The organism is Chryseobacterium sp. PET-29 (genome assembly GCF_025736815.1).
GTDB lineage: Bacteria > Bacteroidota > Bacteroidia > Flavobacteriales > Weeksellaceae > Chryseobacterium > Chryseobacterium nepalense.
Genome location: NZ_CP107053.1, coordinates 687,412 through 708,179, shown reverse-complemented (window position 1 = coordinate 708,179; position 20,768 = coordinate 687,412). Strand labels below are relative to the sequence as shown.

Here is a 20,768-nt window from a genome sequence, read left to right as displayed (position 1 = left end):
CGTAAAATGGAAAGATCCGACATTATCTCAATAGCGAAAAGCACTTTAGAAATAGAAATTTCAGAACTTGAAAAGCTCCGCCACCGATTAAATGATGATTTTGCCCGTGCTGTGGAGATTGTCCATTCTGCCAAAGGTAAATTAATCGTGGTAGGAATCGGAAAATCTGCCCATGTAGGCAACAAAATCGTTGCAACCCTGAATTCCACGGGAACACCTTCCCAATTTTTGCACGCTTCAGAAGCCATCCACGGAGATCTTGGAGTGATCCAGAAACAGGATGTGGTGTTGTGCATTTCCAACTCCGGAAATTCTCCTGAAATTGTAAACCTCGTTCCTTATCTTAAAGAATATTCTTCGGCGCTGATCGGGATGACCGGAAATAAAACAAGCAAGCTTGCAGAGTTTTCAGAAATTATACTGGACACGCATGTCGATATGGAAGCCTGTCCCAATAAACTGGCCCCGACAAGTTCCACCACTTTACAGATGGCTTTGGGAGACGCTCTGGCCATTGCTTTAATGGAGATGAATGATTTTAAGGCTAATGATTTTGCTAAATTTCATCCCGGCGGAAGCCTAGGGAAAAACCTGATATCGAAAGTGGATGATTTTTTGTCTTCGCAAAAACCGCAGGTAACGGAACATGATACCGTAAAAGACGTTATTATCTCCATCAGTGGTTCCCGTCATGGAATTACTGTTGTTACCAATAACGATGAGATTATCGGAGTAATTACCGACGGAGATTTGAGAAGAATGCTTTTGAAAGGCGATGATATTTCAAAAGTACTGGCCAAAGATATTATGTCTGCCAAGCCGAAAACCATTGAAAGAACAGCTTTGGCAAAAGAAGCCATGAAAATTTTAAAAGAAAACAATATCGGACAGCTTGTTGTGACGGAAAACGGAAAGTATTTCGGGATTATTGATCTTCACAAGCTGCTGGACGAAGGAATTAATTAAGCTGAAAGATTTAACGTTATATAATACCGAAACTTTTTTCATACATTTGAAACCTTAAAAATAGCATCCTGTGAGTGAAAAAGACATGTCTTTCCTTGGACATATTGGAGAATTAAGAGGTCACCTCATCCGTTCGATTCTTGCCATCATCATTGCGGCAGTCATTATCGGATTTAACATCAACTGGATCATGGATCATATTTTTTTTGGTCCCACCAGAAACGATTTTGCCACCTTTGAAATGGTCAATCACTTCTCAAGAATGATTTTGGGTGAAGACAGCATTCACCTTCCTAAAGATTTCCCGGTACGTGCCAGCAAATTATACCAGCAGTTCAATGTTATGATGGCGGTATCCATATTTGGCGGTATTGTTCTGGCTTTTCCATACATTGTTTGGGAACTGTGGCGGTTTATCAGCCCGGCCCTTCATCCCAATGAAAGAAAAAACTCTATTTTCATCATCAATTCCGTATGGATTTTGTTTATGACGGGAGTATTATGCGGATATTTCCTGATTCTTCCGTTTGCCGTTAATTTCGGAGTTATTTTTAAAATTTCGGATATCATTATTCCGCTTTACGATTTAAGTGATTATACAACTTTATTTTTACAGGTTGTTCTCGGAATGGGAGTTATTTTCCTTTTCCCGATTCTTATTTATTTCCTTACAACCATAGGAATATTAACCCCGGTTTTTATGAAAACATACCGTCGCCACGCGATCGTTCTCATCATGGTGGTAGCAGCAATCATAACGCCGGCAGATGTTTTAAGTATGATGATGGCAGCATTGCCATTGTTATTGCTTTACGAATTCAGTATTGTGATGTGTGCCTATACCTACAAAAAGGTACAGAAAGCGGCAGGTAATCTGCCGGCTGTTAAGAATTAATTTCAAAGACATTAAAACATATTCCCGCGGAGCTTTCTGCGGGATTTTTTTAGGAGCTTTTTCGTGCTTTCCGCTGCAATCTTTTTTTCAAAAAGGATTTCCGCTGCAATCACGGCTAGGATTTTTGTCGGGAATAGAATTAGTTTTAAAAAATATTGATCACAAGCCTTTTTTAGATTAATGTTTTTTGACACCCCGTCAAAAATTTTTGAATTTTTGCCACCCCTCCAAAGGAGGGGAATCTCACGATAGGGTAATTGATTACAAAATGACACTTATAAAGAATGTAACAAAACTTAATTTTTTCAGTCATATTAACAGATTTGCTATTGAAACAGATGCCAGAATTAATTTATTCTTTATTTTAGTCTCATTAATTTAATTTAGATGAAAAAACTTTCATATACGCTTTTATTTGCTTCAGGATTGGTTTTCGGCCAGTTTTTCGAGACAGGTAAAACTTTTACGAAACAGGACACTTTGAAAGGTTCAGATACGGCATTCAGAAATTTCTGGGATGTAAAGAAGTACGACCTTTCCGTGGAACCGGATTTTGAAGCGAAAAGCATAAAGGGCTATAATAAAATCAGCTTTGAAATCACTAAAGATATTAAAAATCCTACGTTTCAGATAGATTTTCAGCAGCCGATGAAAGCTGATAAAGTGCAAGCAAGCTTTCCCATGGCAGAGTATAAACAGGAAGGCGATTTTATCTGGATTAAATCTGATAAAGCATTTAAAAAAGGAGAAAAATATACGGTTGATATCACCTATTCAGGAAATCCGAGAATCGCGAGAAATGCGCCGTGGGACGGAGGATGGATATTTACCAAAGACGAAAAAGGAAATCCGTGGATGAGTGTTGCCGATGAAGGCATTGGAGCATCCATCTGGCTTCCTACCAAAGATATATGGAGTGATGAACCCGAAAACGGGATTGTTATGAAAATCATTACGCCGAAAGATCTGGTTGGTGTTGGAAACGGAAGGCTCATCAGTAAAAAACAGGAAGGTGATAAAACCGCTTATACATGGGAAGTTAAAAATCCGATCAATGCGTATTCCATTATTCCCAACATCGGAAAATATGTCAATTTTAAAGACGCTTTCAAAGGAGAAAAAGGCAAGCTGGATCTTGATTACTGGGTAATCGATTATAATCTTGATAATGCTAAAAAACAGTTTCAGCAGGTAAAACCGATGCTTTCTGCGTTTGAATACTGGTTTGGTCCGTATCCTTTTTATGAGGATTCTTACAAACTTGTAGAGTCGCCTTATCTCGGTATGGAGCACCAGAGTAATGTGGCCTACGGAAACGGATATACAAACGGATATCTCGGAAATGATCTTTCAGGAACCGGTGTCGGGCTAAACTGGGATTACATCATTATCCACGAAAGCGGCCATGAGTGGTTTGCCAACAATATCACGGCAAAAGATCAGGCAGACATGTGGGTACACGAAGGATTTACCATGTATTCCGAGGTTCTCTTCACAGAAAAGTTTATGGATAAAAAATCTGCAGACCTTTATATGCAGGGAATCCATAAAACCATCAGCAATGATACGCCAATCATTGGAAAATACGGCGTTAGGAATGAGGGAAGCGGCGACATGTATTCTAAAGGAGCAAGCATGCTGCACACCATTCGCCAGGTAATCAATAACGATGAAAAGTTCAGGGAGATTTTAAGAGGAATCAACAAAGATTTTTATCATCAGACGGTAACCACACAACAGATTGAAAATTATATTTCAAAAAAATCGGGAATTGATTTTTCAAGCGTATTCAACCAATATCTGAGATCTGTAAAAGTTCCTGTTCTTGAATATGAACAAAAAGGAGAAGAGCTGAAGTTCAGGTATACTAATGTGGTTAAAAATTTCAGTTTGCCTATAAGAATCGACAGTGATCTTACCATTAATCCTACCGAACAATGGCAAACCATAAAAATGAAGAAAGGAAATCCGGTACAATTCAATAAAAATTATTATATCAGGTATAAAAAAGTACAATAATAAAACACAGCAAAGGACAAATCTTTTAATAAAGAATTTGTCTTTTTTTTATAAAAAATTTAACAGACGCGGTGTAACAAATACAGATTTTCAACAACTATTTAACTATAATTTTAAACTCAATGAAAAAAATAGCACTTAGCTTAGGCGTTTTAACTACGTTTCTGATGAATGCCCAGTCGATTAAAACTACAATCGATCTAGTGAACGTAAAAGACGATAAAGTGGCCGTAACCATGGAATTTCCGAAGATGAAATCCGGAGATGTAAAGTTTCACTTTCCAAAAACGGTACCCGGAACCTATTCTGTAGATGATTACGGAAGATTTGTGGAAGGCATTAAATTTTTAGACAACAAAGGAAAAGAAATTGCATTTACAAAAGTCAATGACAATACCTATGCTCTAAAGAATGCACAGAATCTATCTAAAGTCACCTATCTGGTAAACGATAGTTTCGATGATGAAATGGATACTTCAAAGCACAAGGCTGTTTTTTCGCCATCCGGAACGGACATTGAAGCAGGAAAGATTTACCTGATCAACACCCACGGATTTGTCGGATACATCGACAATATGCAGGATGTTCCTTATCAGCTGGTGATTCAGAAGCCGGCAGATTTTTATGGGACAACGGCTTTGGTAGACCAGGACCAATCGGATGCTACAGATACCTTTACGCTGGCCAATTATGCAAAAGTTACCGATTCACCATTAATGTACACCAAACCTGATTATATCACCTTCAATGCAGGAGGTATGGATCTGGTATTGGGAGTGTACTCCCCTTCCGGAAAATATAAAGCTGCAGATTTTAAAGATAATCTTGAAAAAATGGTGGTTGCCCAAAAGAAATTCCTGGGTGACATGAATACCAATAAAAAATACGCGATCATGCTGTATCTTGCGGGTGGAGACGGACCTCAGATCAAAGGATTCGGTGCGCTGGAACATCATGAATCGACCAGTGTTGTGCTTCCTGAAATGATGCCGAAAGAAGCAATCGACAAAACCATTACCGACGTTGTTTCGCATGAGTTTTTTCATACCGTAAATCCATTGAAAACGCATTCTGAAGAAATCCATTACTTTGATTACGCAGATCCGAAAATGTCTCAGCATCTCTGGATGTATGAAGGCGGAACGGAATATTTCGCCAACCTTTTCCAGATCCAGGAAGGGCTTATTACCAGAGATGAATTCCTTCAGAGAATGAATGAAAAAATCACTAACTCAAAGAACTACAACGACACCATGCCTTTCACGGTGATGAGTAAAAATGTTCTTCTGGACGAATACAAGGACCAGTACAGAAATGTTTATGAAAAAGGAGCACTTCTTGCCATGTGTCTGGATATCGAGCTCAGAAAACTTTCTAACGGTGAAATGGGATACAGGGATATGATCAGGAAACTGTCTCAACGATTCGGTGAAAATAAGCCGTTCAAAGATGATAAGCTTATTGATGAACTGGTTGCCGTAACAGGATATCCTCAGGTAAGAGATTTTTATAATAAATATATTGCAGGAAGCCAGCCGACACCTTATGCACAATACCTTAATATGGTGGGTGTTGAACTGAAGAAGCAGGAAACGCCGCCGATTTTCTGGTTTATTAAAGATCCGAACCAGACAGGATATGACGAAAAAACAAATACTTTCGTGTTTGATGAAAGCTCTGCACTTTCACCTTTTGCAAAAAGCATCGGCTTCAAAATTACCGATAAGATCCTGGCTTTGGATGGAAAAACCATCAACATCCAGAACGTTCAGGATTTCATTAATTATTCCAAAACGATTAAAGAAGGCCAGAATGTAACGGTAACGGTTCTTAGGGACAACGGCGGGAAATCTGAAAAGATTGATCTTAAAGGTAAAGCGGTTCTTGATAAAATGACCATAGAAAATTTACAGTTTAAAGCTAACCCGACACCGGAAGAAAAGAAACTTCAGGATCAGTGGCTTACGGGAAAGAAGTAATATCAGTAAAATCAAATAATTAAAGCGGGGATTTTTTCTCCGCTTTTGTTTTGGATAAATACGGTCAATATTTTTGGAGCTTTTTCCCGCTTTTCGTTACAATCTTTTTGCTTCAACTGCCGTCGGGTTAAGCCTGCGAGGCTTGCAAAAAGGATTTTCTCTACAATCGGGGCTATGAGAGACGAATGGTCAATTTCTGTGAGTCTATGGTGAATTTTCTTATTTAAAATCAGATTATTCATTTCAAATCACCGCGTCAAAAATTTCTTTGAAATTTTCGCCACTCTCCAAAGGAAAAACATTATGAATCGGGATAGAAATTCCGTAAGTTTGTTTATGTTGGAAGCAACTAAGAGCATAAAATCAACATGAAACTCAATCAAAAGAAGGCCAAGCTAAAGATTTAAAAAGCTTATATATGTAAAAGAAGATTCTACATTTCGCTACGCTTAAGAATTCCTACTTTATTTTATACGACATTTATTACTGGATAGATAAAATTCAAATAAGCCCTTGTCATAATTACTATTCTTTAGAACATCGAAAACGGTATTGATTAATTGACCTGATTTTTGATGGTGACAGAACTTTGCGACAGTAGAAAGATATTCATAATCACTATATTCTTTTTTAGCCATTGATTCTAGAAATGGTAGAAACTCTTCCGAAGGAAACTTTTGAATGGCAAAATAAGAATCTTTTCCGAAACTTTTAATCAACTTTATATCGTCTGGATTCTTAAATTCAGCTATAAATTCTAACAAATATTTAGATTTATATTCAACTAATATATCTTTTATTTCATTATAATAATATGGATTTTTCGGAATTTTATGGGTTATATTTTCAATTAAAGGAATATTCAATGGTTTTGAGTTAAAAATATAGGCTGTCAGTTCATTAATAAGCTTATTATTACGTTTATCATCGGTAATTTCATCAAAAAAAATGCTTTGTAGCGGATAAGTTTCTAACGATAAACCTTTCAATTGATCTTTATAATGAACTGTTTCTTTAAAAAGTTTTATTTTATCAATTCTTTTTCTCTTATATATTTCATTTAAAACTTCATTTTTAATTCTGGGTTTGAAATCATTTTTATAAATATAGATAAGTTCATCATCTTCCACTTTTACCTGAAATTGTTGTCTTAATATTTGAAGTCGGTCAATTGTTTTAATATCTTCATCTGAAAAATGATCAAATGGAAGTTTTTCAAAAATCCGGTCTATGGTATCTGTAAGAATTAAAATCTCCTTTCTAATTTGTGAATCAATACTATAAAAAGATAAAAATAATAATACTGCCAATATTTTTTTCATCATGCTTTTTTAACTGTTATTCTAAAAGTCGTTCCTTTTCCCACTTCAGTCTGTGCAATTTTGATATCGCCTTTATGGTACTCCTGGACCACTCTTCTTGCAAGAGATAAACCTAACCCCCACCCGCGTTTTTTGGTAGAATAGCCGGGTTTAAAAGCATTCAGTGCCTGCTGTTTTGTCATGCCGCTTCCGGTATCCTGAACTTCCACTATAATATTTTTATTTCTCTCGATTACCGAAATGGAAAGCGAACCTTCCCCTTTCATGGCATCAACGGCATTTTTCACCAGATTTTCAATCACCCAGCTCATCAGGATCTTATTGTGCGGTACGGAAATCGTATAGTTCGGAAGATGCAGCCCGAAATTAATTTTTCTGGAAATCCTTGTTTTCAGATAATCATAATTCTCCTGAATGGTTGCGTTAAAATCCGTATCATTTAATTCGGGAACAGAACCTATTTTGGAAAATCTCTCCGAAATGGTTTTTAATCGTTCAATATCTTTTTCAATTTCATGAATACCTTCCGATTCGGGATCATCCAGCTTCATGATTTCCATCCAGCCGATCATTGATGATAAAGGAGTTCCGATCTGGTGTGCCGTTTCTTTCGCAAGTCCTGCCCAGAGATAGCCCTCATCCGTTTTCTTAATGGTCCTGAAAAACCAAAATGAAAACAGGAAATAACACAAAATAAAAAAGCCAAGAATATAAGGGGAATATCTAAGATTGTTTAGCAATGGAGAATTGTCATAAAACACGACCTGCTTATCTCCTTTTGCAATTTCAATTTCAATAGGAGGATAGCTCTTGCCCATTTTCTTTGCTAGAGCAACAATTTGACCGGAATTATTTTCAACATCTTTCGGCAGATTCTTATGTTCAATCACATTATCATTTTCATCTAAAATAATAACCGGAATGGTAGTATTTGAGCTGTAAATCTGTAAAAGCAATGCCTGAACTTCTAAATTAGGATTATCCACTTCCTGCTGAAATTTCAATGCACTTACTAAAATGTCAACTCTTTTAATTTCTTCCTTACGGAGAAAATTGATCAGAATGGTGGAGGCGATCACAATGGTCAGAACAACGATCGTCATCAGGACAAAAATGATCCAGTTATTCAGTCTTGCAAATATTGATTTTCTCAAAGCAGATTATTTTAAAACACTCAGGATTTTCTGCAGCTCTGTGCTTCCGCTTCCCTGATAATTATTGATGATAATTGAAAACACATATTTTTTTCCTTCTTTCGAAGTATGAAATCCTGCAAAAGATTTAGTGTCTCTCATGGTTCCGCTTTTCATTTTCATTCCGTTATCCTGAGTCGGGAAACCATCATAATAAGATTCGAACCAGGGCTGTTTTTTAGCATAAATCAGTGCCTGTACTTCGGCTCTTGCGGCTACGTAATTCTGTGGGGAAAGTCCGCTTCCATCAGCAAAATTAATCATGTTGGGATTAATTCCTTTCGACTTCCAGAATTCTTTCAGGAACGCTACACCGCTTTTAAAATTAGGATTTCCTTTTTTCTCTTTGCCTAAAGTTTTGATTAATGTTTCACCGTAAAGATTGATGCTCTTTCTTAAAAACCAATAGATGATCTTATCCAATGTTGGAGATTCGTAGGTGAAAATCATGTTATTTTTAGGAAAAACTGATATTTTTTTCCCTTCAATTTCAAGCTGGGAGTTGGTAACGGTTTTTCCCGAAAGCTCAATTCCTGCCTGCTGCAGCCATTGTTTAATCTCTACACCAAGTTGTAACGGAGGATTGGGTGTAGCTCCTGAGACCGTTACTGTTTTGGAAGGCAATGTTCCGTTTATCAAAGCGACATTAGAATGTGGCGCGGTAAAAATCAGGCTTTGATCTGAGGTTCCGCCTACTTTCACGTCATTGAGCCATTTTACACCCTCCAAAGGATAAGAAAAACTTTTGAATTCATTTCCGTTGATATTGATGTCAAACTGGTTTTCGCGCCAGTTGACTCCCCAGACTCCTGCTCCGTAATAATTCCCGAGATCATCCCACGGCCAGCCTCCGGGAATTGTCTGGTGATCAAAATAAGAATCATCAATAACAAGATCCCCTGAAATTTTTGTGATGCCTGCTTTTTTTATGGCTTCTAAAAGCTGCTGTTTAAAATTTTCCGGTTTATACCCATCATATCTCCAGCTTCCGAGCGTTGGGTCCCCTGTTGAAGTGATAATAAAGTCTCCTTTCAGATTTCCTCCGGAAATATTTCCCGAATAACCAGCCGTCGTTTTATAGGTGTAGTTTTTACCTAATACTTCAAGAGCCGCTGCTGCAGTAAATATTTTTTGAGTAGAAGCTGTAGACAGTCCTTTGTTTCCCTGATAATCATAAATAAAATTTCCGTTTTCGTCCGCAACGTAAAATGATAAGTTTGATGACACGGCACCTGAAGAATTCATCAGATTCTTTGTAGCTTCATCAAGTTTTTGGGATATATCCTGGGCAAAAACAACCTGCACGGATAAAGTAAGGACAGCTAATGTTTTTCTCATTCTTTAAGCTTATTTTCAGTCTATATAAAGAAAAATGATGATTACTGATGTACGACAAGTTCACCATGACATCACTATAATTCTTGCTGGTTAATAGCACGCAATAGAAATATCAGCATATACGGTTGAAATATCTTTTAATCAGAAATCAATTCAAATATAATTAAAAATAAATTACAGTTCTGTTCCGGGCTTGATCTCGTACGGTTCTTTATCTTTTTCGAAAATTCTGGTAAGCTCCGTTCCTTCAACGGTAATTTTATTATTTTTCCCTCTGATCCAGTTTCCTTCACGAAGTCCGACCACTTTAAGATCATTCTGTGTAAGAAATTCTTTAATTCGGGTTTCTCTTGTTTCACCGTTGTGTTTAAGTTCCGGATTCGGATCCAGATAATGCGGATTAATATTAAACGGAACGAGCCCCATACAATCAAAGCCTGGAGGATACACAATGGGCATATCGTTGGTGGTTTTCATGTTCCGTCCGCCGATATTGCTTCCGGCACTACAGCCAAGATAAGGTTTTCCGTTTTCAACATTATTTTTCAATATTGACATCAGGTTTTCTTCATGTAAAGTTTTAACCAACAGAAAAGTATTTCCGCCACCTGTAAAGAATCCTTTTGCATTATTCACTGCCGCTATTTTATCGTCAAATTCATGAAGCCCTTTTACTTTAATGTTGATTTTTTCAAAGAAAGAACATGCTTTTTGTGTATAATGCTCATGTGAAATGCCTCCCGGTCTGGCAAAAGGAATAAAAATAATTTCATCAATACCCTGAAAAAGGTTAGTGATTTCCTCTTTTAAATATTCCAGATAGTCTCCGCCAAAAAGTGTAGAAGTTGATGCTAATATGATATTCATCGGTATTAATGTCATTAAAAAGGTTAAAGTGACAAAGATAGTTTATATGTCATGAATCTAAAATTAATATAAAAGACCTAATTAACCCGTTAATTTTTTCAAAAAAAGCTTAAAGGTTCTAAAATATTAACTTTTATGGAATCATTATTGAATTTTATTATATGCAATTGAAAAATATTAGAATTATGAAAATGACTAAAATGAATATCAGAACCCTTCTTTTAGGTTTAATGCTGACAGGAGGTTTAGGTTTTGTGAGCGCACAAACGACTCAGACAGACAGCACGGCAGGTACAGCTAATACAACTGCAGCCACAGCAGCAAGTACTGCTCAGGCGTCTAATCCAACTATTGAAGCACTTAAAAAGCAAATAGAGGCTAATCCGAAGGATACAGAAGCTTTAGCTAAATTAGCAGGAGCATATCAGGAAGCTTCAGATTGGACTAATGCGATAGATACGTGGAAGAAAATATCGGTTCTTTTACCGGATTGGGCTCCATCGTATTACAGTCAGGCTTACGCCTATCAAAGTGCAAAAGACGATGTCAATGCCAGATTGGCCTATGAAAAATATATAGCTACCGTAAAGCCTGAAGAGGTGGAACAGAATAAGAAAAACCTGGCATATGCGTACTTTTATGTAGCATTCTCAGAGCAACAAACTGATCCGGCCAAGGCTAAAGAACATATTGCAAAATCATTGCAGTATGATCCAACCAATCAGGATGCCATCAAGCTGAGCCAAGCTTTAAATTCATAGTTATAATGTAAATCCGGAGAATCTTCTCCGGATTATGTTTTATCGGTTTATTTTCTTTCCGAAAAAATCAGTCTCTCCGTTTAGATACCGGATGATCTTTTCAATATTCCTTTTAACTGCGGTTTCCGTTTTAAGGTTATTGATGTAACGGATCAGTTCCAGCTTTGCGGAAGGAATAAGGTTTTCAAAATTTTGCAGCGCCAGAGGATTTTCATGAATGGTTTTATACAATTCAGGGTGTATGGAAACTGTTCTTTCGGACCTGTCAAACTCAACTGAGACTTCTATCATTTCACCAATTCTTTTCGGTGAATCCTTAAGCATCGTCAGGTTAATATATAACCTCCACTCTCCCAAATATTTCATTAAATTTTGCTTGAACGGCTTACCATTTACCTTTCCTTTTACCGGAATGGGACTTTTGCATTTTCCTGCAGCCTGAAATATCTCATTCAGGATATCCTCAGGCACAAAAACGAAAGGGTTGATCCCAATAATTTCAAGCCTGGCTGTAAATGGATTGTTTTGCATATTTTAAAGATACATTTTTATGGCTGTTTGTTCAGATAATTTCCTGAGTTTTTACTATGTCTTCAGCCTAGCCTTGATTGAAGCAATTGTTTGAGCTCATTTTTATACTAATGGGTTACGGCGATGGAGCCACTGCAACCCATTAGTATAAAAATAGCGAGTGCGAAAAGCAAGAAAAAGCTTCAAAAATAAAAAATAATATCGCTTTTCGATGCAATCAAATTGCTCCTTAAAAAATCATAAATACAATTCAACGGAGTCAAAAAGCTACCAATAAAAATATGAATACTTTAATTTCGATATTAATCTGATTAAAACAATTAAAATTTTCCACTCAGAATGGAATGTTTATCTTTGTATTAAATAAATCTGTAAAGACATGAAATTTTTTATTGACACTGCTAATTTAGAGCAAATTAAAGAAGCTAAAGATCTTGGAATTCTTGACGGCGTTACGACCAATCCTTCATTAATGGCAAAAGAGGGAATTCAGGGTGCTGAAGCGATCAGAAATCATTATAAAGCAATTTGCGAAATTGTTGATGGAGATATTTCTGCGGAAGTTCTTTCTACAACATATGAGGAAATGATTAAAGAAGGTGACGAATTGGCAGCCATCCACCCGAATATCGTGGTTAAAATCCCGATGATCAAAGACGGAATCAAAGCATTAAAGTATTTTTCAGATAAAGGTATCAGAACCAACTGTACGCTGATTTTTTCTCCCGGGCAGGCTCTTTTGGCAGCAAAAGCAGGTGCTACCTACGTCTCTCCTTTCCTGGGAAGACTTGACGATATTTCAACAGATGGATTAAATTTAATCCAGGAAATCAGACTGATTTTTGATAACTACATGTATGAGACTGAAATTTTAGCCGCGTCTATCCGTCATGCTATGCATATCATCGATTGTGCGAAGATTGGTGCTGATGTAATCACTTCACCGCTTCCTCCGATTTTGAGCCTTCTTAAGCATCCGCTTACCGATAACGGACTGGCTCAGTTTATTGCAGATTCTCAGAAACTGGCTTAATTTAATTATAATAAAAATCATTAGCGCGGAAACTTTGTTTCCGCGCTAATGATTTTACTGTTCAATATTTCTCACAGGTTTGCAGGGATTTCCCACTGCCACAACATTTTCCGGAATATCTTTAGTGACCACACTTCCTGCGCCTATTACGGCATTTTTTCCAATCGAAATCCCGGGAAGCACTACTACATTTCCACCGAACCATACATTATCTGCTACCTGTATAGGATCCGCCGTTTCAAGGCCCTCATTGCGTTGTTTTACATCAATGGGATGGCTGGCCGTGTAAAAGCTGCAATTGGGCCCGATAAATACATTATCGCCAAAAGTAACTTTAGCACAATCCAGAATGACAAGATTATGATTGGCATAAAAATTTTCTCCTGCTTCGATATTGTAACCATAGTCGCACCAGAAGTGGGGTTCTATACAGATATTTTTGCCAGTCTTCCCTAATATCTTTTTCAATAATGATATTCTTGCCTCTGAGTCGGAATTTCTGAGCTGGTTATATTGCCCGCAAAGATCTTTCGCAGCAATCCTTTCCTGTATGAGCTCCTGATCATAATTGGCATTGTATAAAAGTCCGTTCGCACATTTCTCTTTTTCTGTCATATCTTGTGATGTATATTGGTTTTAAGTCTAAAGATAGCAAAACAAAAACAGGATGAAAATATTCCATCCTGCTTTTAAAACAATTTATAATTTATTTTACTAAATCCAGCTCAATAGGATTACTATCCTTTTTTTGATTTTCTTTAGCGCTTTTTTCTATCAGTTTATAAACATCATTCATAGTTGTTTCTTCTGCTTGTTTTGTGCCATTACCATTCGTTATAATTTTTGTTGAAATATTTGCATTACTTCCAAAACTATTAAGTAATTGTTTCAAACCAAGTGAAGGGTCTTTATTGTAATCTTCCGAAAGTTTTTTAAACTTTTCTTTTGTTACTTCAATTTCATTTCCATTGATTACAGAAGCTAAATTATCAGGAATATCCTCTTCACGATCACCTCCCTGAACGGCTTTATTTCCCATTAAAGTTATTATATGTGAAGCAGTAGCATCTTCTATCTTTATTATAAGACCCGGCAATCCGTAAAATTTGTATGGTCCGTCCTGAAAAGGAATTTCTGTTGTAAACCATGCAGTCCATTGTCTGCCTCCGAAATTTGTTGTGGCTTTCTGCGTATTGTACTTACCTATTTTTTGTGTATCCGGGAAAATTTTCCAGACTATCTTCTGGTCTTCTAAAACTTTATAAGTATCAATAGAAAGGGCTTCTATAATATATGTTTTATAATCTGGATATTTTTTTATTACTTTATAATCTTTTTTTCCTATAGTGAATAACTTAGTTTCATTCTTATCTATTTTGTAACTTTTATAATTCCCGTATTCTTTTGTTATTTTATCTTTTATTTCATTTTCAAAATCCGAATCAGATATATCCTTTTTCAAAGAATCTACTATTTGGCGATGCTTATCTTTGTAGTAATAAGAACCATTTTTCTTATCTATATCCAGTACCATGAGATCTCTTTTGACATCCGATTTATCATTGATATCCGGAATATATTTATATTCATAAAAAAAGCGGTTGATTTGCGCATTAATGCAGACGCTTAAAAGCATAAAAAGTAAAACATTTTTTTTCATAATTGTGCAATTTTTAAACTTTATCAATGATTTCTAATTCATATCTATTGATAAGGTTCAGATTAAAAATTAATTTATTTAGTTATTTATTTAATTTAAAAAATATTATTGGAATTTTTATTTGATCAAAAATAAGAAAATCTTAATTACTTACTAAATCCGGTTCAATGGGATTATTGTTTTTTGCAAGAGATTCTTTGGTTCTTTTTTCCATTTCGCGGAATACCTCATTGGGATCTGATATTTCTTTGCCGTCTGCCGTTCTTACCTTAAAACTTACTCTTGTATTATCACCACCATTTCTCATCATCATTTCTCTCATGTTTTTAGAAGGATCATTTACATAATCTTTCCATAATTTTTTATATTGGGATTTCGAAATTTCAAGCTCTTTTCCTCCGATTCCCATAATTTTTACATTACCGGGAACGTCCATTTCTGTTTCTGAAACCGGAGCTGCCATTTTCTTATTTCCTACAAGGGTCATAACATGAGAACCTGTAGTATCTTCAAGTTTTACAATAAGCCCCGGCAGTCCATAAAATTTGTATGGCCCGTCCTGAAAAGGGATATCTGTACTGAACCATGCAACCCACTCCCTTCCGCCATAGCTGGTGGTCGCTTTTTGGGCATTGTACGCTCCTATTTTCTGTTTTTCGGGAAGTATTTTCCATTCCGGTTTCTGATCTTCCTTTACTTTATACTGATCCATGGAAATCCTTGTGAAAAGATAGGTTTTAAAATCGGGATAGCTTTTTGTCACTTTATATCCTACCATTCCCTGATTGTCCCTTCTGCTGATATTGATATTTCCGCCACCGCTTTTAATCTGCTTCTGCACTTCAGCCATAGAGGTGGAATCGGCTACAAACTTATCTCTGCTGTAATAATTTGAGCCTTTCTGATCAATATCCAGCAGCATCATTTCTTTTTTCACATCCTCTTTGTTATTGGAATCAGGTATAAATTTGTATTCATAGAAAAATCGGTTGACTTGTGCACCGGCTGTAATGCTTATGAACAGGAGAAAAAGACTGATATTTTTCATAGTATATTATTTTTTAAAAAGCTCTGTCAATATTTATTGTTTTTATTAACAGAGCTGATGGGAACTTTCTATTTCTTTGTTTCGATTCTTACCTCTCCGGTCGTTTTTCCGTCCGTATTACTCTTATTGATATTCACACTTCTGATGGATTCCGGTTTTAGGGCTTCCATCTGTTCTTTTGTGGATTCTTTCCCGTCAATATAAATCTTCAGTTCTTCAATACCTTTTGTATTTTTAAATCCTGAAGTAATAATAGATGTACCGTTGTTACTGAATTTTATATTATCGGCATTGATTTTTAATACCCGATCCCCGGGAACCGTTCTGAAGGTATTGCTATAAATAAAAGGTCTTCTTCCGCCTTCCAACGCTCTTCTTTCTGCTTCCAGTTTTGCCCTTTCACCTTCCAGCTTCGCTCTTTTTTCTTCCAGCCTTGCACGTTCTTTATCAAGCTTAGCTCTTTTTTTGGCAGTTGCAGCAGATTCTTTTGCTTTTTCTGAGGATCTGAAAGCCATATCGGATTCAGGAGTCCATTTCATATCCCCGGTAGTTTTAAATTTATAGACTTTAACTTTCGGGGCATCCGGGGGTGCGGGAACATCAGGAAATTCAATATTCATTTCCGGAATTTCAGGCATGTCAAATTCATATTTAAAATCTTTAACCTCCTTCAATACATCTTTAAATTCTTTGGAGTTAAAATACTCATCAAATTTCATATCTTTTCCATCGATTTTAATGACCATTGCAGAATTAAGAAAATCTTTAGAACTTGCTATTTTTCCGATTTCACCGGATAGTTTTCCGATCTCTTCAAGATTTTTATTGTATTCATTACTTTCCGGCTTAAAATTTTTCAGAGCCTCAGTTCTTTCCTGAATCTTTTTGCTCAGCTCGGCAATTTTCCTGTCATCATCTGATTTTCTGTATACTTTTGGAGTAACTATGGTTTTATTTTCAGATGATTTTGGAGAAATAGTGTCTTTTTTAACAATACTCTTATTTTCTTCTTTGATTTGAGAAACGGCCTTCTCAATCTCCATATTCGTTGCTTTAATTTCCTGGTTTTTAGCATTTACCAGATAAGCAAAAGCTACTGAAAATACAACCGGCAACGCAAAAATTCTACGCGCATACCCGAATTTTGTTTTAGGTTTTTGTAACATTTTTAATCGTTTTTTTAAATTAGAACTTAAAAACGGACTGGTGGCAGGCAACTGGTTTCCGGAAAAGTGGCTTGCTAAAAGCATCTGCGCAAATGCTTTGGTGTCCGATTGTTTTACGGCTTTTTTATCAGCCAGATATTCGTGAATTAAACTAATTTCTTTTTTAATGAGATGAAAGAACGGATTGAACCAGAAGACAGACGTAATAATTTCCATAAAGATTTTATCGAATGAATGTTTCTGTTCGATGTGAACCATTTCGTGTTTCAAAATCTGCTTTCCGACATCTGAATTCAACATAATTGAATTTTTCCAGAAAAGATTTTTAAAGTATGAAAAAGGCGCTTCACTAAGGTTGGTATGGTAAAAGTTGATTCCGTCAAAGCTTTCCTTATGAAACTGACTTTTCAACCGGTGGATTCTGAAAATCCCGTAGATCAATCTTCCTAAAAAATAGAAAGAAACCAGCCCCAAAGCTGAAAAAATAATTCTAAAATAAGTGGAATCATGGGTTGCATTTTTATTGTTAAAATTCTGTACGGTATCTATTAATTTATAGATATCATTACTCACCTCGATAGTAAAATCTTCAACTTTCACTAACGGCAGCAGCAGTGATATGAGCATCGCAGACAAAAGATAAAATCTGTTGTAATGATGAAATGTCCTGTCTTTTAAAGACAATTTATAATACAAAAACATTACACCGGAACATAAAATAACTTTCCCAAAATATAGAAGTACAGTTTCCATAGCCTATCAGTTTTTCTTTTTAAGTTCGTGCAGCAGCATTTCAAGATCTTCCACAGTCATTTCATTCTTTTCTACCAGAAATGAAACGGCGCTTTTATAAGAACCCTTGAAATAATTTTTAACCAGACTTTTTATTGTTTTTCCGGAGTACTGCTCTTTGGATACCAGTGGAAAATACTCATGCTGCCTTCCGTACACATGATAATCAACAAATTCTTTTTCCTTTAAAACTTTAAGAATTGTGGAAACGGTATTTGTATGAGGTTTCGGTTCGGGAAAAAGATCGAGGACATCTTTCAGAAATCCTTTTTCGAGTTTCCATAAATACTGCATTACCTGCTCTTCTGCCTTAGTTAACGTCTGAATTTTCATACATTTTTCATTTATCATTGATTGTGATACGATTCAATTTCAATATCACTAAGAAATTAGTTATACAAATGTAGAAATATTTCCTGTTCAAACAACTACTTTTTTAGTGATAACAAAGATTATTTCATAATTAACTGAAAATCAATATTATAATTTTTATTAAAATTTGTTAAATTTTTAACTCCTGCAATTTATAACACAATTATTATTCATTAAAAAGAAAAATTTTCATTTAAATTCTTAAAACTTGTTAAATTTTATTAAATAAAATTAAAATGAATTTGTCTTAACTCAGAAAATATATTTATTTTAGTGCTTTAAAAATTTCTCATGAAAAGATATAATTTGTTATTTGTACTATTACTCCTGATTTTTAACGTGACCAATGCCCAGAAAAAGGGTACTCCAGCAGCAGATTTCAGTGCGATAGGTGAAGCGAAAACCAAGATTGAAAATACAGTTCCTTTAGTTATCAAACATTTAAAAGAGATCAGCGAAAAAGAAAATGACCCTGCAATCCTTACCAACGGAACCAATGCATTAGCAAAGGAATATGGAAAAGTAGAACTGGAATGGCGTCTTTACAGAGGAAACATGAACAACTGTATCCTCAACAATTCTTCAAAAAAAGCTAAAAAATGCATGGAGTATCATAACTCAATGTTCAGAGGCACCCTTATCAATTACAACAACTATATTACAAACCTTACCAGAAAGAATGGTTATCTTGGAGTAGAAGGTGATACAAAATTTGAATTGAATCCTTCTGAAGTAACTACAAAACTAAGCGAATCCTATTTCAATGGAAATGACGCTGCCAACAGAATGAAAGGGAATCAGAAAAAAGAATTTTTAAGTCAGACTACAGCAGACGACAATGCACTTAAGCCTTTTAATCAGCTTACAGTAGAGTAATCAATCTGCTTTTAAACAATATTCCCGCTTCTAAAGGCGGGATTTTTTTTGCCCTTTGTATAAATTAGGGTATGGCATAATAATTAGTACCATTCTAATAATAATACGAAAAAGATGAGCACATTAAAAAAAGGAGATATGGTACGATGGAATTCCAGCAATGGAGAAACTCATGGCGCCATCACAAAAGTCCACACCAAAGATTTTGTATTTATGAACAGGCAACGGAGAGCTTCCGAAGATGAACCGCAGTATGAAGTAATGAGCGAAAAAACAGGAAAATCCGCTGTACATAAAGCATCAGCATTAAAGAAAATGTAAAGGCCACAAATTTGCGGCCTTTACATCTATACTATTATTTTATTTTATCATAAATAAATTTGGTAACAATTGCTCCGAAGAGATAATAGGCAACCGTCATTATTTTTTTCTGATTATTCTCGGCAACCGGTGTATCATCCAGTCCGAGTTTTTCAGGAAGCGCAACTGCGCCAAGTCCCATTAAAACTCCGGAAGCTACATTAAAACCGGTAGTCGCTGTTGCGGCGTAATACATTCCGTTTCCAATAACATCCCCTGCCAATGTTGCAGCATACAGCTGATCATGATTGGTAACTTTTGCGTCTACTTTATCCAATGCTTTGTTTAAAGCTTCTTCTCCCACTTTATTAATCTCGGGAACATTATCGAAATTTTTTCTGATGGCTTCGTGCAGAAGGCTTAGCGCTACGGCACCGCCTAAACCTGCCAGGATTTTTTTATACATACTATTATCATTTAAATGGTGTAATAGTCTATCTGCATAAATTAAGCCATTGGGAAAACAAAAAGTACCATATAAAAATAAAAAGAGTATTGCCTGTTGACAATACTCTCTGTAGTAGCGGGAACCGGACTCGAACCGATGACCTTCGGGTTATGAGCCCGACGAGCTACCTACTGCTCCATCCCGCGGTGTATTTTTTAAAACGCCACCACAGCGTTCTTAGTAGCGGGGACACGACTCGAACGTGCGACCTTCGGGTTATGAGCCCGACGAGCTACCTACTGCTCCACCCCGCGGTATATTTTTTGTAACGTTACCGATAACGTCAATCTTAGTAGCGGGAACCGGACTCGAACCGATGACCTTCGGGTTATGAGCCCGACGAGCTACCTACTGCTCCATCCCGCGATATTGGATTGCAAATATACGACAATTTTTTGAAAATCCTAATTTTTCTTTTAAATAAAGGACTTTCACCAAAACTATTTTAATATTTGTATCTTTGAACTATGGCAAAAATATTGAGAATTTATCCCGAAAACCCTCAGGAAAATCTTATTAATGAGGTTATTAAAACTTTAAATAATGGCGGACTGATCATTTACCCGTCCGATACGGTGTATGCGCTGGGCTGTAATATTTTTGACATTAAAGCCATGGAAAAGCTTGCACAGATTAAAAAAATGAAGCTGGAGAAAGCCCAGTTCTCAATAATTTGTAATGACCTGAGCCATCTTTCAGATTTTACGCGGCCTATTGATACTTCTGTGTTCAGGTTCCTTAAAAGTCATCTTCCCGGTCCGTTTACTTTTATTCTGGATGCCAATAAAAGCCTTCCTTTGGCTTACAAAGGACATAAAACCATTGGTATCCGGGTCCCGGATCATCCGATTCCCCAGCTGATTGTGGAAAAATTAGGACATCCCATTGCATCAACGTCTATAAAAGATGATGACGAAATCATTGAATATTCTACCGACCCGGAACTGATCGCCGAAAAATATGATCATCTGGTAGACATTGTTATTGATTCCGGATACGGGGATAATGTAGCGTCTACGATTGTAGATCTTACTTCCGGAGAACCGGAACTGATCCGACAGGGAAAAGGGATCATTTAAAAACGATTTTAAATTATAAAGTTTAAACAATTTATTATTTACTGATATTCACATATCTGTATT

20 protein-coding genes and 3 tRNA genes are annotated in these 20,768 nt (G+C 36.1%); 9 read left to right on the top strand and 14 right to left on the bottom strand.

Translation table 11 applies throughout. From position 1 onward, the window contains the following. Window positions 1–6: 6 nt before the first annotated feature. The 4 genes from ODE14_RS03020 to ODE14_RS03005 all read left to right on the top strand — a co-directional run bounded on the left by ODE14_RS03020 (window position 7) and on the right by ODE14_RS03005 (window position 5,859). Entirely contained in the window at window positions 7–966 is a 960-nt protein-coding gene (locus ODE14_RS03020; RefSeq protein ID WP_248393699.1) for a KpsF/GutQ family sugar-phosphate isomerase, read from the top strand. Window positions 967–1,036: 70 nt separating this feature from the next. Continuing rightward, on the top strand, window positions 1,037–1,861 hold the full coding sequence (gene tatC / locus ODE14_RS03015; protein WP_248393700.1) for a twin-arginine translocase subunit TatC: 825 nt from the start codon (window positions 1,037–1,039) through the stop codon (window positions 1,859–1,861). 387 nt (window positions 1,862–2,248) lie between these two features. Further along, a complete protein-coding gene (locus ODE14_RS03010) occupies window positions 2,249–3,880 on the top strand; it encodes a M1 family metallopeptidase (protein ID WP_263602927.1) in 1,632 nt (543 codons plus the stop codon). Window positions 3,881–4,002: 122 nt separating this feature from the next. Beyond that, window positions 4,003–5,859 carry a PDZ domain-containing protein gene (locus ODE14_RS03005; protein ID WP_263602926.1) on the top strand — a complete coding sequence of 619 codons (1,857 nt, stop codon included), beginning with the start codon at window positions 4,003–4,005 and terminating at the stop codon, window positions 5,857–5,859. A 464-nt stretch (window positions 5,860–6,323) separates the two neighbouring features. Here the strand turns inward: ODE14_RS03005 and ODE14_RS03000 are convergent, their stop codons facing one another. The 4 genes from ODE14_RS03000 to pepE form a co-directional block, all read right to left on the bottom strand. Continuing rightward, window positions 6,324–7,184: a hypothetical protein gene (locus ODE14_RS03000; RefSeq protein WP_263602925.1), complete on the bottom strand. Its 861-nt coding sequence runs from the start codon at window positions 7,182–7,184 to the stop codon at window positions 6,324–6,326. Then, a complete protein-coding gene (locus tag ODE14_RS02995; RefSeq protein ID WP_322927524.1) occupies window positions 7,181–8,335 on the bottom strand; it encodes a HAMP domain-containing sensor histidine kinase in 1,155 nt (384 codons plus the stop codon). The genes ODE14_RS03000 and ODE14_RS02995 overlap by 4 nt, the downstream gene beginning before the upstream one ends. 6 nt (window positions 8,336–8,341) lie before the next feature. Beyond that, window positions 8,342–9,712 (bottom strand): D-alanyl-D-alanine carboxypeptidase/D-alanyl-D-alanine-endopeptidase, encoded by a 1,371-nt coding sequence (gene dacB, locus ODE14_RS02990; protein ID WP_263602924.1) that lies wholly within the window; start codon window positions 9,710–9,712, stop codon window positions 8,342–8,344. A 174-nt stretch (window positions 9,713–9,886) separates the two neighbouring features. Then, a complete protein-coding gene (gene pepE, locus ODE14_RS02985; RefSeq protein ID WP_263602923.1) occupies window positions 9,887–10,579 on the bottom strand; it encodes a dipeptidase PepE in 693 nt (230 codons plus the stop codon). 185 nt (window positions 10,580–10,764) lie between these two features. Here pepE and ODE14_RS02980 point away from each other — a divergent pair, with 185 nt between their 5' ends. Further along, a complete protein-coding gene (locus tag ODE14_RS02980; protein WP_263602922.1) occupies window positions 10,765–11,340 on the top strand; it encodes a tetratricopeptide repeat protein in 576 nt (191 codons plus the stop codon). 39 nt (window positions 11,341–11,379) lie between these two features. Here the strand turns inward: ODE14_RS02980 and ODE14_RS02975 are convergent, their stop codons facing one another. Beyond that, a complete protein-coding gene (locus tag ODE14_RS02975) occupies window positions 11,380–11,871 on the bottom strand; it encodes a YdeI/OmpD-associated family protein (protein ID WP_263602921.1) in 492 nt (163 codons plus the stop codon). Between the two features lie 379 nt (window positions 11,872–12,250). On the opposite strand from ODE14_RS02975, the gene fsa reads away from it, so the two are divergent. Continuing rightward, window positions 12,251–12,904: a fructose-6-phosphate aldolase gene (fsa, locus tag ODE14_RS02970; protein ID WP_248393708.1), complete on the top strand. Its 654-nt coding sequence runs from the start codon at window positions 12,251–12,253 to the stop codon at window positions 12,902–12,904. Between the two features lie 54 nt (window positions 12,905–12,958). On the opposite strand, the gene ODE14_RS02965 is transcribed toward fsa, so the two are convergent. The 5 genes from ODE14_RS02965 to ODE14_RS02945 form a co-directional block, all read right to left on the bottom strand. Next, window positions 12,959–13,519 (bottom strand): sugar O-acetyltransferase, encoded by a 561-nt coding sequence (locus ODE14_RS02965; protein WP_263602920.1) that lies wholly within the window; start codon window positions 13,517–13,519, stop codon window positions 12,959–12,961. Window positions 13,520–13,610: 91 nt separating this feature from the next. After that, window positions 13,611–14,564 carry a GLPGLI family protein gene (locus ODE14_RS02960; RefSeq protein ID WP_263602919.1) on the bottom strand — a complete coding sequence of 318 codons (954 nt, stop codon included), beginning with the start codon at window positions 14,562–14,564 and terminating at the stop codon, window positions 13,611–13,613. A 142-nt stretch (window positions 14,565–14,706) separates the two neighbouring features. After that, a complete protein-coding gene (locus tag ODE14_RS02955; protein WP_263602918.1) occupies window positions 14,707–15,612 on the bottom strand; it encodes a GLPGLI family protein in 906 nt (301 codons plus the stop codon). Window positions 15,613–15,680: 68 nt separating this feature from the next. Then, the gene (locus tag ODE14_RS02950) at window positions 15,681–17,531 is read right to left on the bottom strand and encodes a M56 family metallopeptidase (RefSeq protein WP_263602917.1); all 1,851 of its coding nucleotides are present in this window, start codon (window positions 17,529–17,531) and stop codon (window positions 15,681–15,683) included. 6 nt (window positions 17,532–17,537) lie between these two features. Then, a complete protein-coding gene (locus tag ODE14_RS02945) occupies window positions 17,538–17,903 on the bottom strand; it encodes a BlaI/MecI/CopY family transcriptional regulator (RefSeq protein WP_072885664.1) in 366 nt (121 codons plus the stop codon). 330 nt (window positions 17,904–18,233) lie between these two features. Here ODE14_RS02945 and ODE14_RS02940 point away from each other — a divergent pair, with 330 nt between their 5' ends. Together ODE14_RS02940 and ODE14_RS02935 are read left to right on the top strand one after the other, a co-directional pair. Continuing rightward, window positions 18,234–18,818 (top strand): hypothetical protein, encoded by a 585-nt coding sequence (locus ODE14_RS02940; RefSeq protein WP_263602916.1) that lies wholly within the window; start codon window positions 18,234–18,236, stop codon window positions 18,816–18,818. Between the two features lie 114 nt (window positions 18,819–18,932). Further along, window positions 18,933–19,139 (top strand): DUF2945 domain-containing protein, encoded by a 207-nt coding sequence (locus tag ODE14_RS02935; protein ID WP_263602915.1) that lies wholly within the window; start codon window positions 18,933–18,935, stop codon window positions 19,137–19,139. A 34-nt stretch (window positions 19,140–19,173) separates the two neighbouring features. On the opposite strand, the gene ODE14_RS02930 is transcribed toward ODE14_RS02935, so the two are convergent. From ODE14_RS02930 to ODE14_RS02915, 4 genes are all read right to left on the bottom strand, one after another. Beyond that, window positions 19,174–19,584 carry a hypothetical protein gene (locus tag ODE14_RS02930; protein ID WP_066437456.1) on the bottom strand — a complete coding sequence of 137 codons (411 nt, stop codon included), beginning with the start codon at window positions 19,582–19,584 and terminating at the stop codon, window positions 19,174–19,176. A 115-nt stretch (window positions 19,585–19,699) separates the two neighbouring features. After that, a tRNA-Met gene (locus ODE14_RS02925) sits at window positions 19,700–19,772 on the bottom strand. A 35-nt stretch (window positions 19,773–19,807) separates the two neighbouring features. After that, a tRNA-Met gene (locus tag ODE14_RS02920) sits at window positions 19,808–19,880 on the bottom strand. 39 nt (window positions 19,881–19,919) lie between these two features. Continuing rightward, window positions 19,920–19,992 (bottom strand) — tRNA-Met (locus tag ODE14_RS02915). A gap of 101 nt (window positions 19,993–20,093) precedes the next feature. Between ODE14_RS02915 and ODE14_RS02910 the strand changes: the two genes are divergently transcribed. After that, complete coding sequence (locus tag ODE14_RS02910; protein WP_248393716.1) at window positions 20,094–20,705, top strand: L-threonylcarbamoyladenylate synthase; 612 nt, start codon at window positions 20,094–20,096, stop codon at window positions 20,703–20,705. The last annotated feature ends 63 nt before the right edge of the window (window positions 20,706–20,768 follow it).

Coding starts and splice junctions, on each gene's coding strand:
- ODE14_RS03020 (WP_248393699.1), top strand. CDS start 7: ATGGAAAGATCCGACATTATCTCAATAGCGAAAAGCACTTTAGAAATA.
- ODE14_RS03010 (WP_263602927.1), top strand. CDS start 2,249: ATGAAAAAACTTTCATATACGCTTTTATTTGCTTCAGGATTGGTTTTC.
- ODE14_RS03005 (WP_263602926.1), top strand. CDS start 4,003: ATGAAAAAAATAGCACTTAGCTTAGGCGTTTTAACTACGTTTCTGATG.
- ODE14_RS03000 (WP_263602925.1), bottom strand. CDS start 7,184: ATGATGAAAAAAATATTGGCAGTATTATTATTTTTATCTTTTTATAGT.
- dacB (WP_263602924.1), bottom strand. CDS start 9,712: ATGAGAAAAACATTAGCTGTCCTTACTTTATCCGTGCAGGTTGTTTTT.
- pepE (WP_263602923.1), bottom strand. CDS start 10,579: ATGAATATCATATTAGCATCAACTTCTACACTTTTTGGCGGAGACTAT.
- ODE14_RS02980 (WP_263602922.1), top strand. CDS start 10,765: ATGAAAATGACTAAAATGAATATCAGAACCCTTCTTTTAGGTTTAATG.
- ODE14_RS02975 (WP_263602921.1), bottom strand. CDS start 11,871: ATGCAAAACAATCCATTTACAGCCAGGCTTGAAATTATTGGGATCAAC.
- fsa (WP_248393708.1), top strand. CDS start 12,251: ATGAAATTTTTTATTGACACTGCTAATTTAGAGCAAATTAAAGAAGCT.
- ODE14_RS02965 (WP_263602920.1), bottom strand. CDS start 13,519: ATGACAGAAAAAGAGAAATGTGCGAACGGACTTTTATACAATGCCAAT.
- ODE14_RS02960 (WP_263602919.1), bottom strand. CDS start 14,564: ATGAAAAAAAATGTTTTACTTTTTATGCTTTTAAGCGTCTGCATTAAT.
- ODE14_RS02955 (WP_263602918.1), bottom strand. CDS start 15,612: ATGAAAAATATCAGTCTTTTTCTCCTGTTCATAAGCATTACAGCCGGT.
- ODE14_RS02950 (WP_263602917.1), bottom strand. CDS start 17,531: ATGGAAACTGTACTTCTATATTTTGGGAAAGTTATTTTATGTTCCGGT.
- ODE14_RS02945 (WP_072885664.1), bottom strand. CDS start 17,903: ATGAAAATTCAGACGTTAACTAAGGCAGAAGAGCAGGTAATGCAGTAT.
- ODE14_RS02940 (WP_263602916.1), top strand. CDS start 18,234: ATGAAAAGATATAATTTGTTATTTGTACTATTACTCCTGATTTTTAAC.
- ODE14_RS02935 (WP_263602915.1), top strand. CDS start 18,933: ATGAGCACATTAAAAAAAGGAGATATGGTACGATGGAATTCCAGCAAT.
- ODE14_RS02930 (WP_066437456.1), bottom strand. CDS start 19,584: ATGTATAAAAAAATCCTGGCAGGTTTAGGCGGTGCCGTAGCGCTAAGC.
- ODE14_RS02910 (WP_248393716.1), top strand. CDS start 20,094: ATGGCAAAAATATTGAGAATTTATCCCGAAAACCCTCAGGAAAATCTT.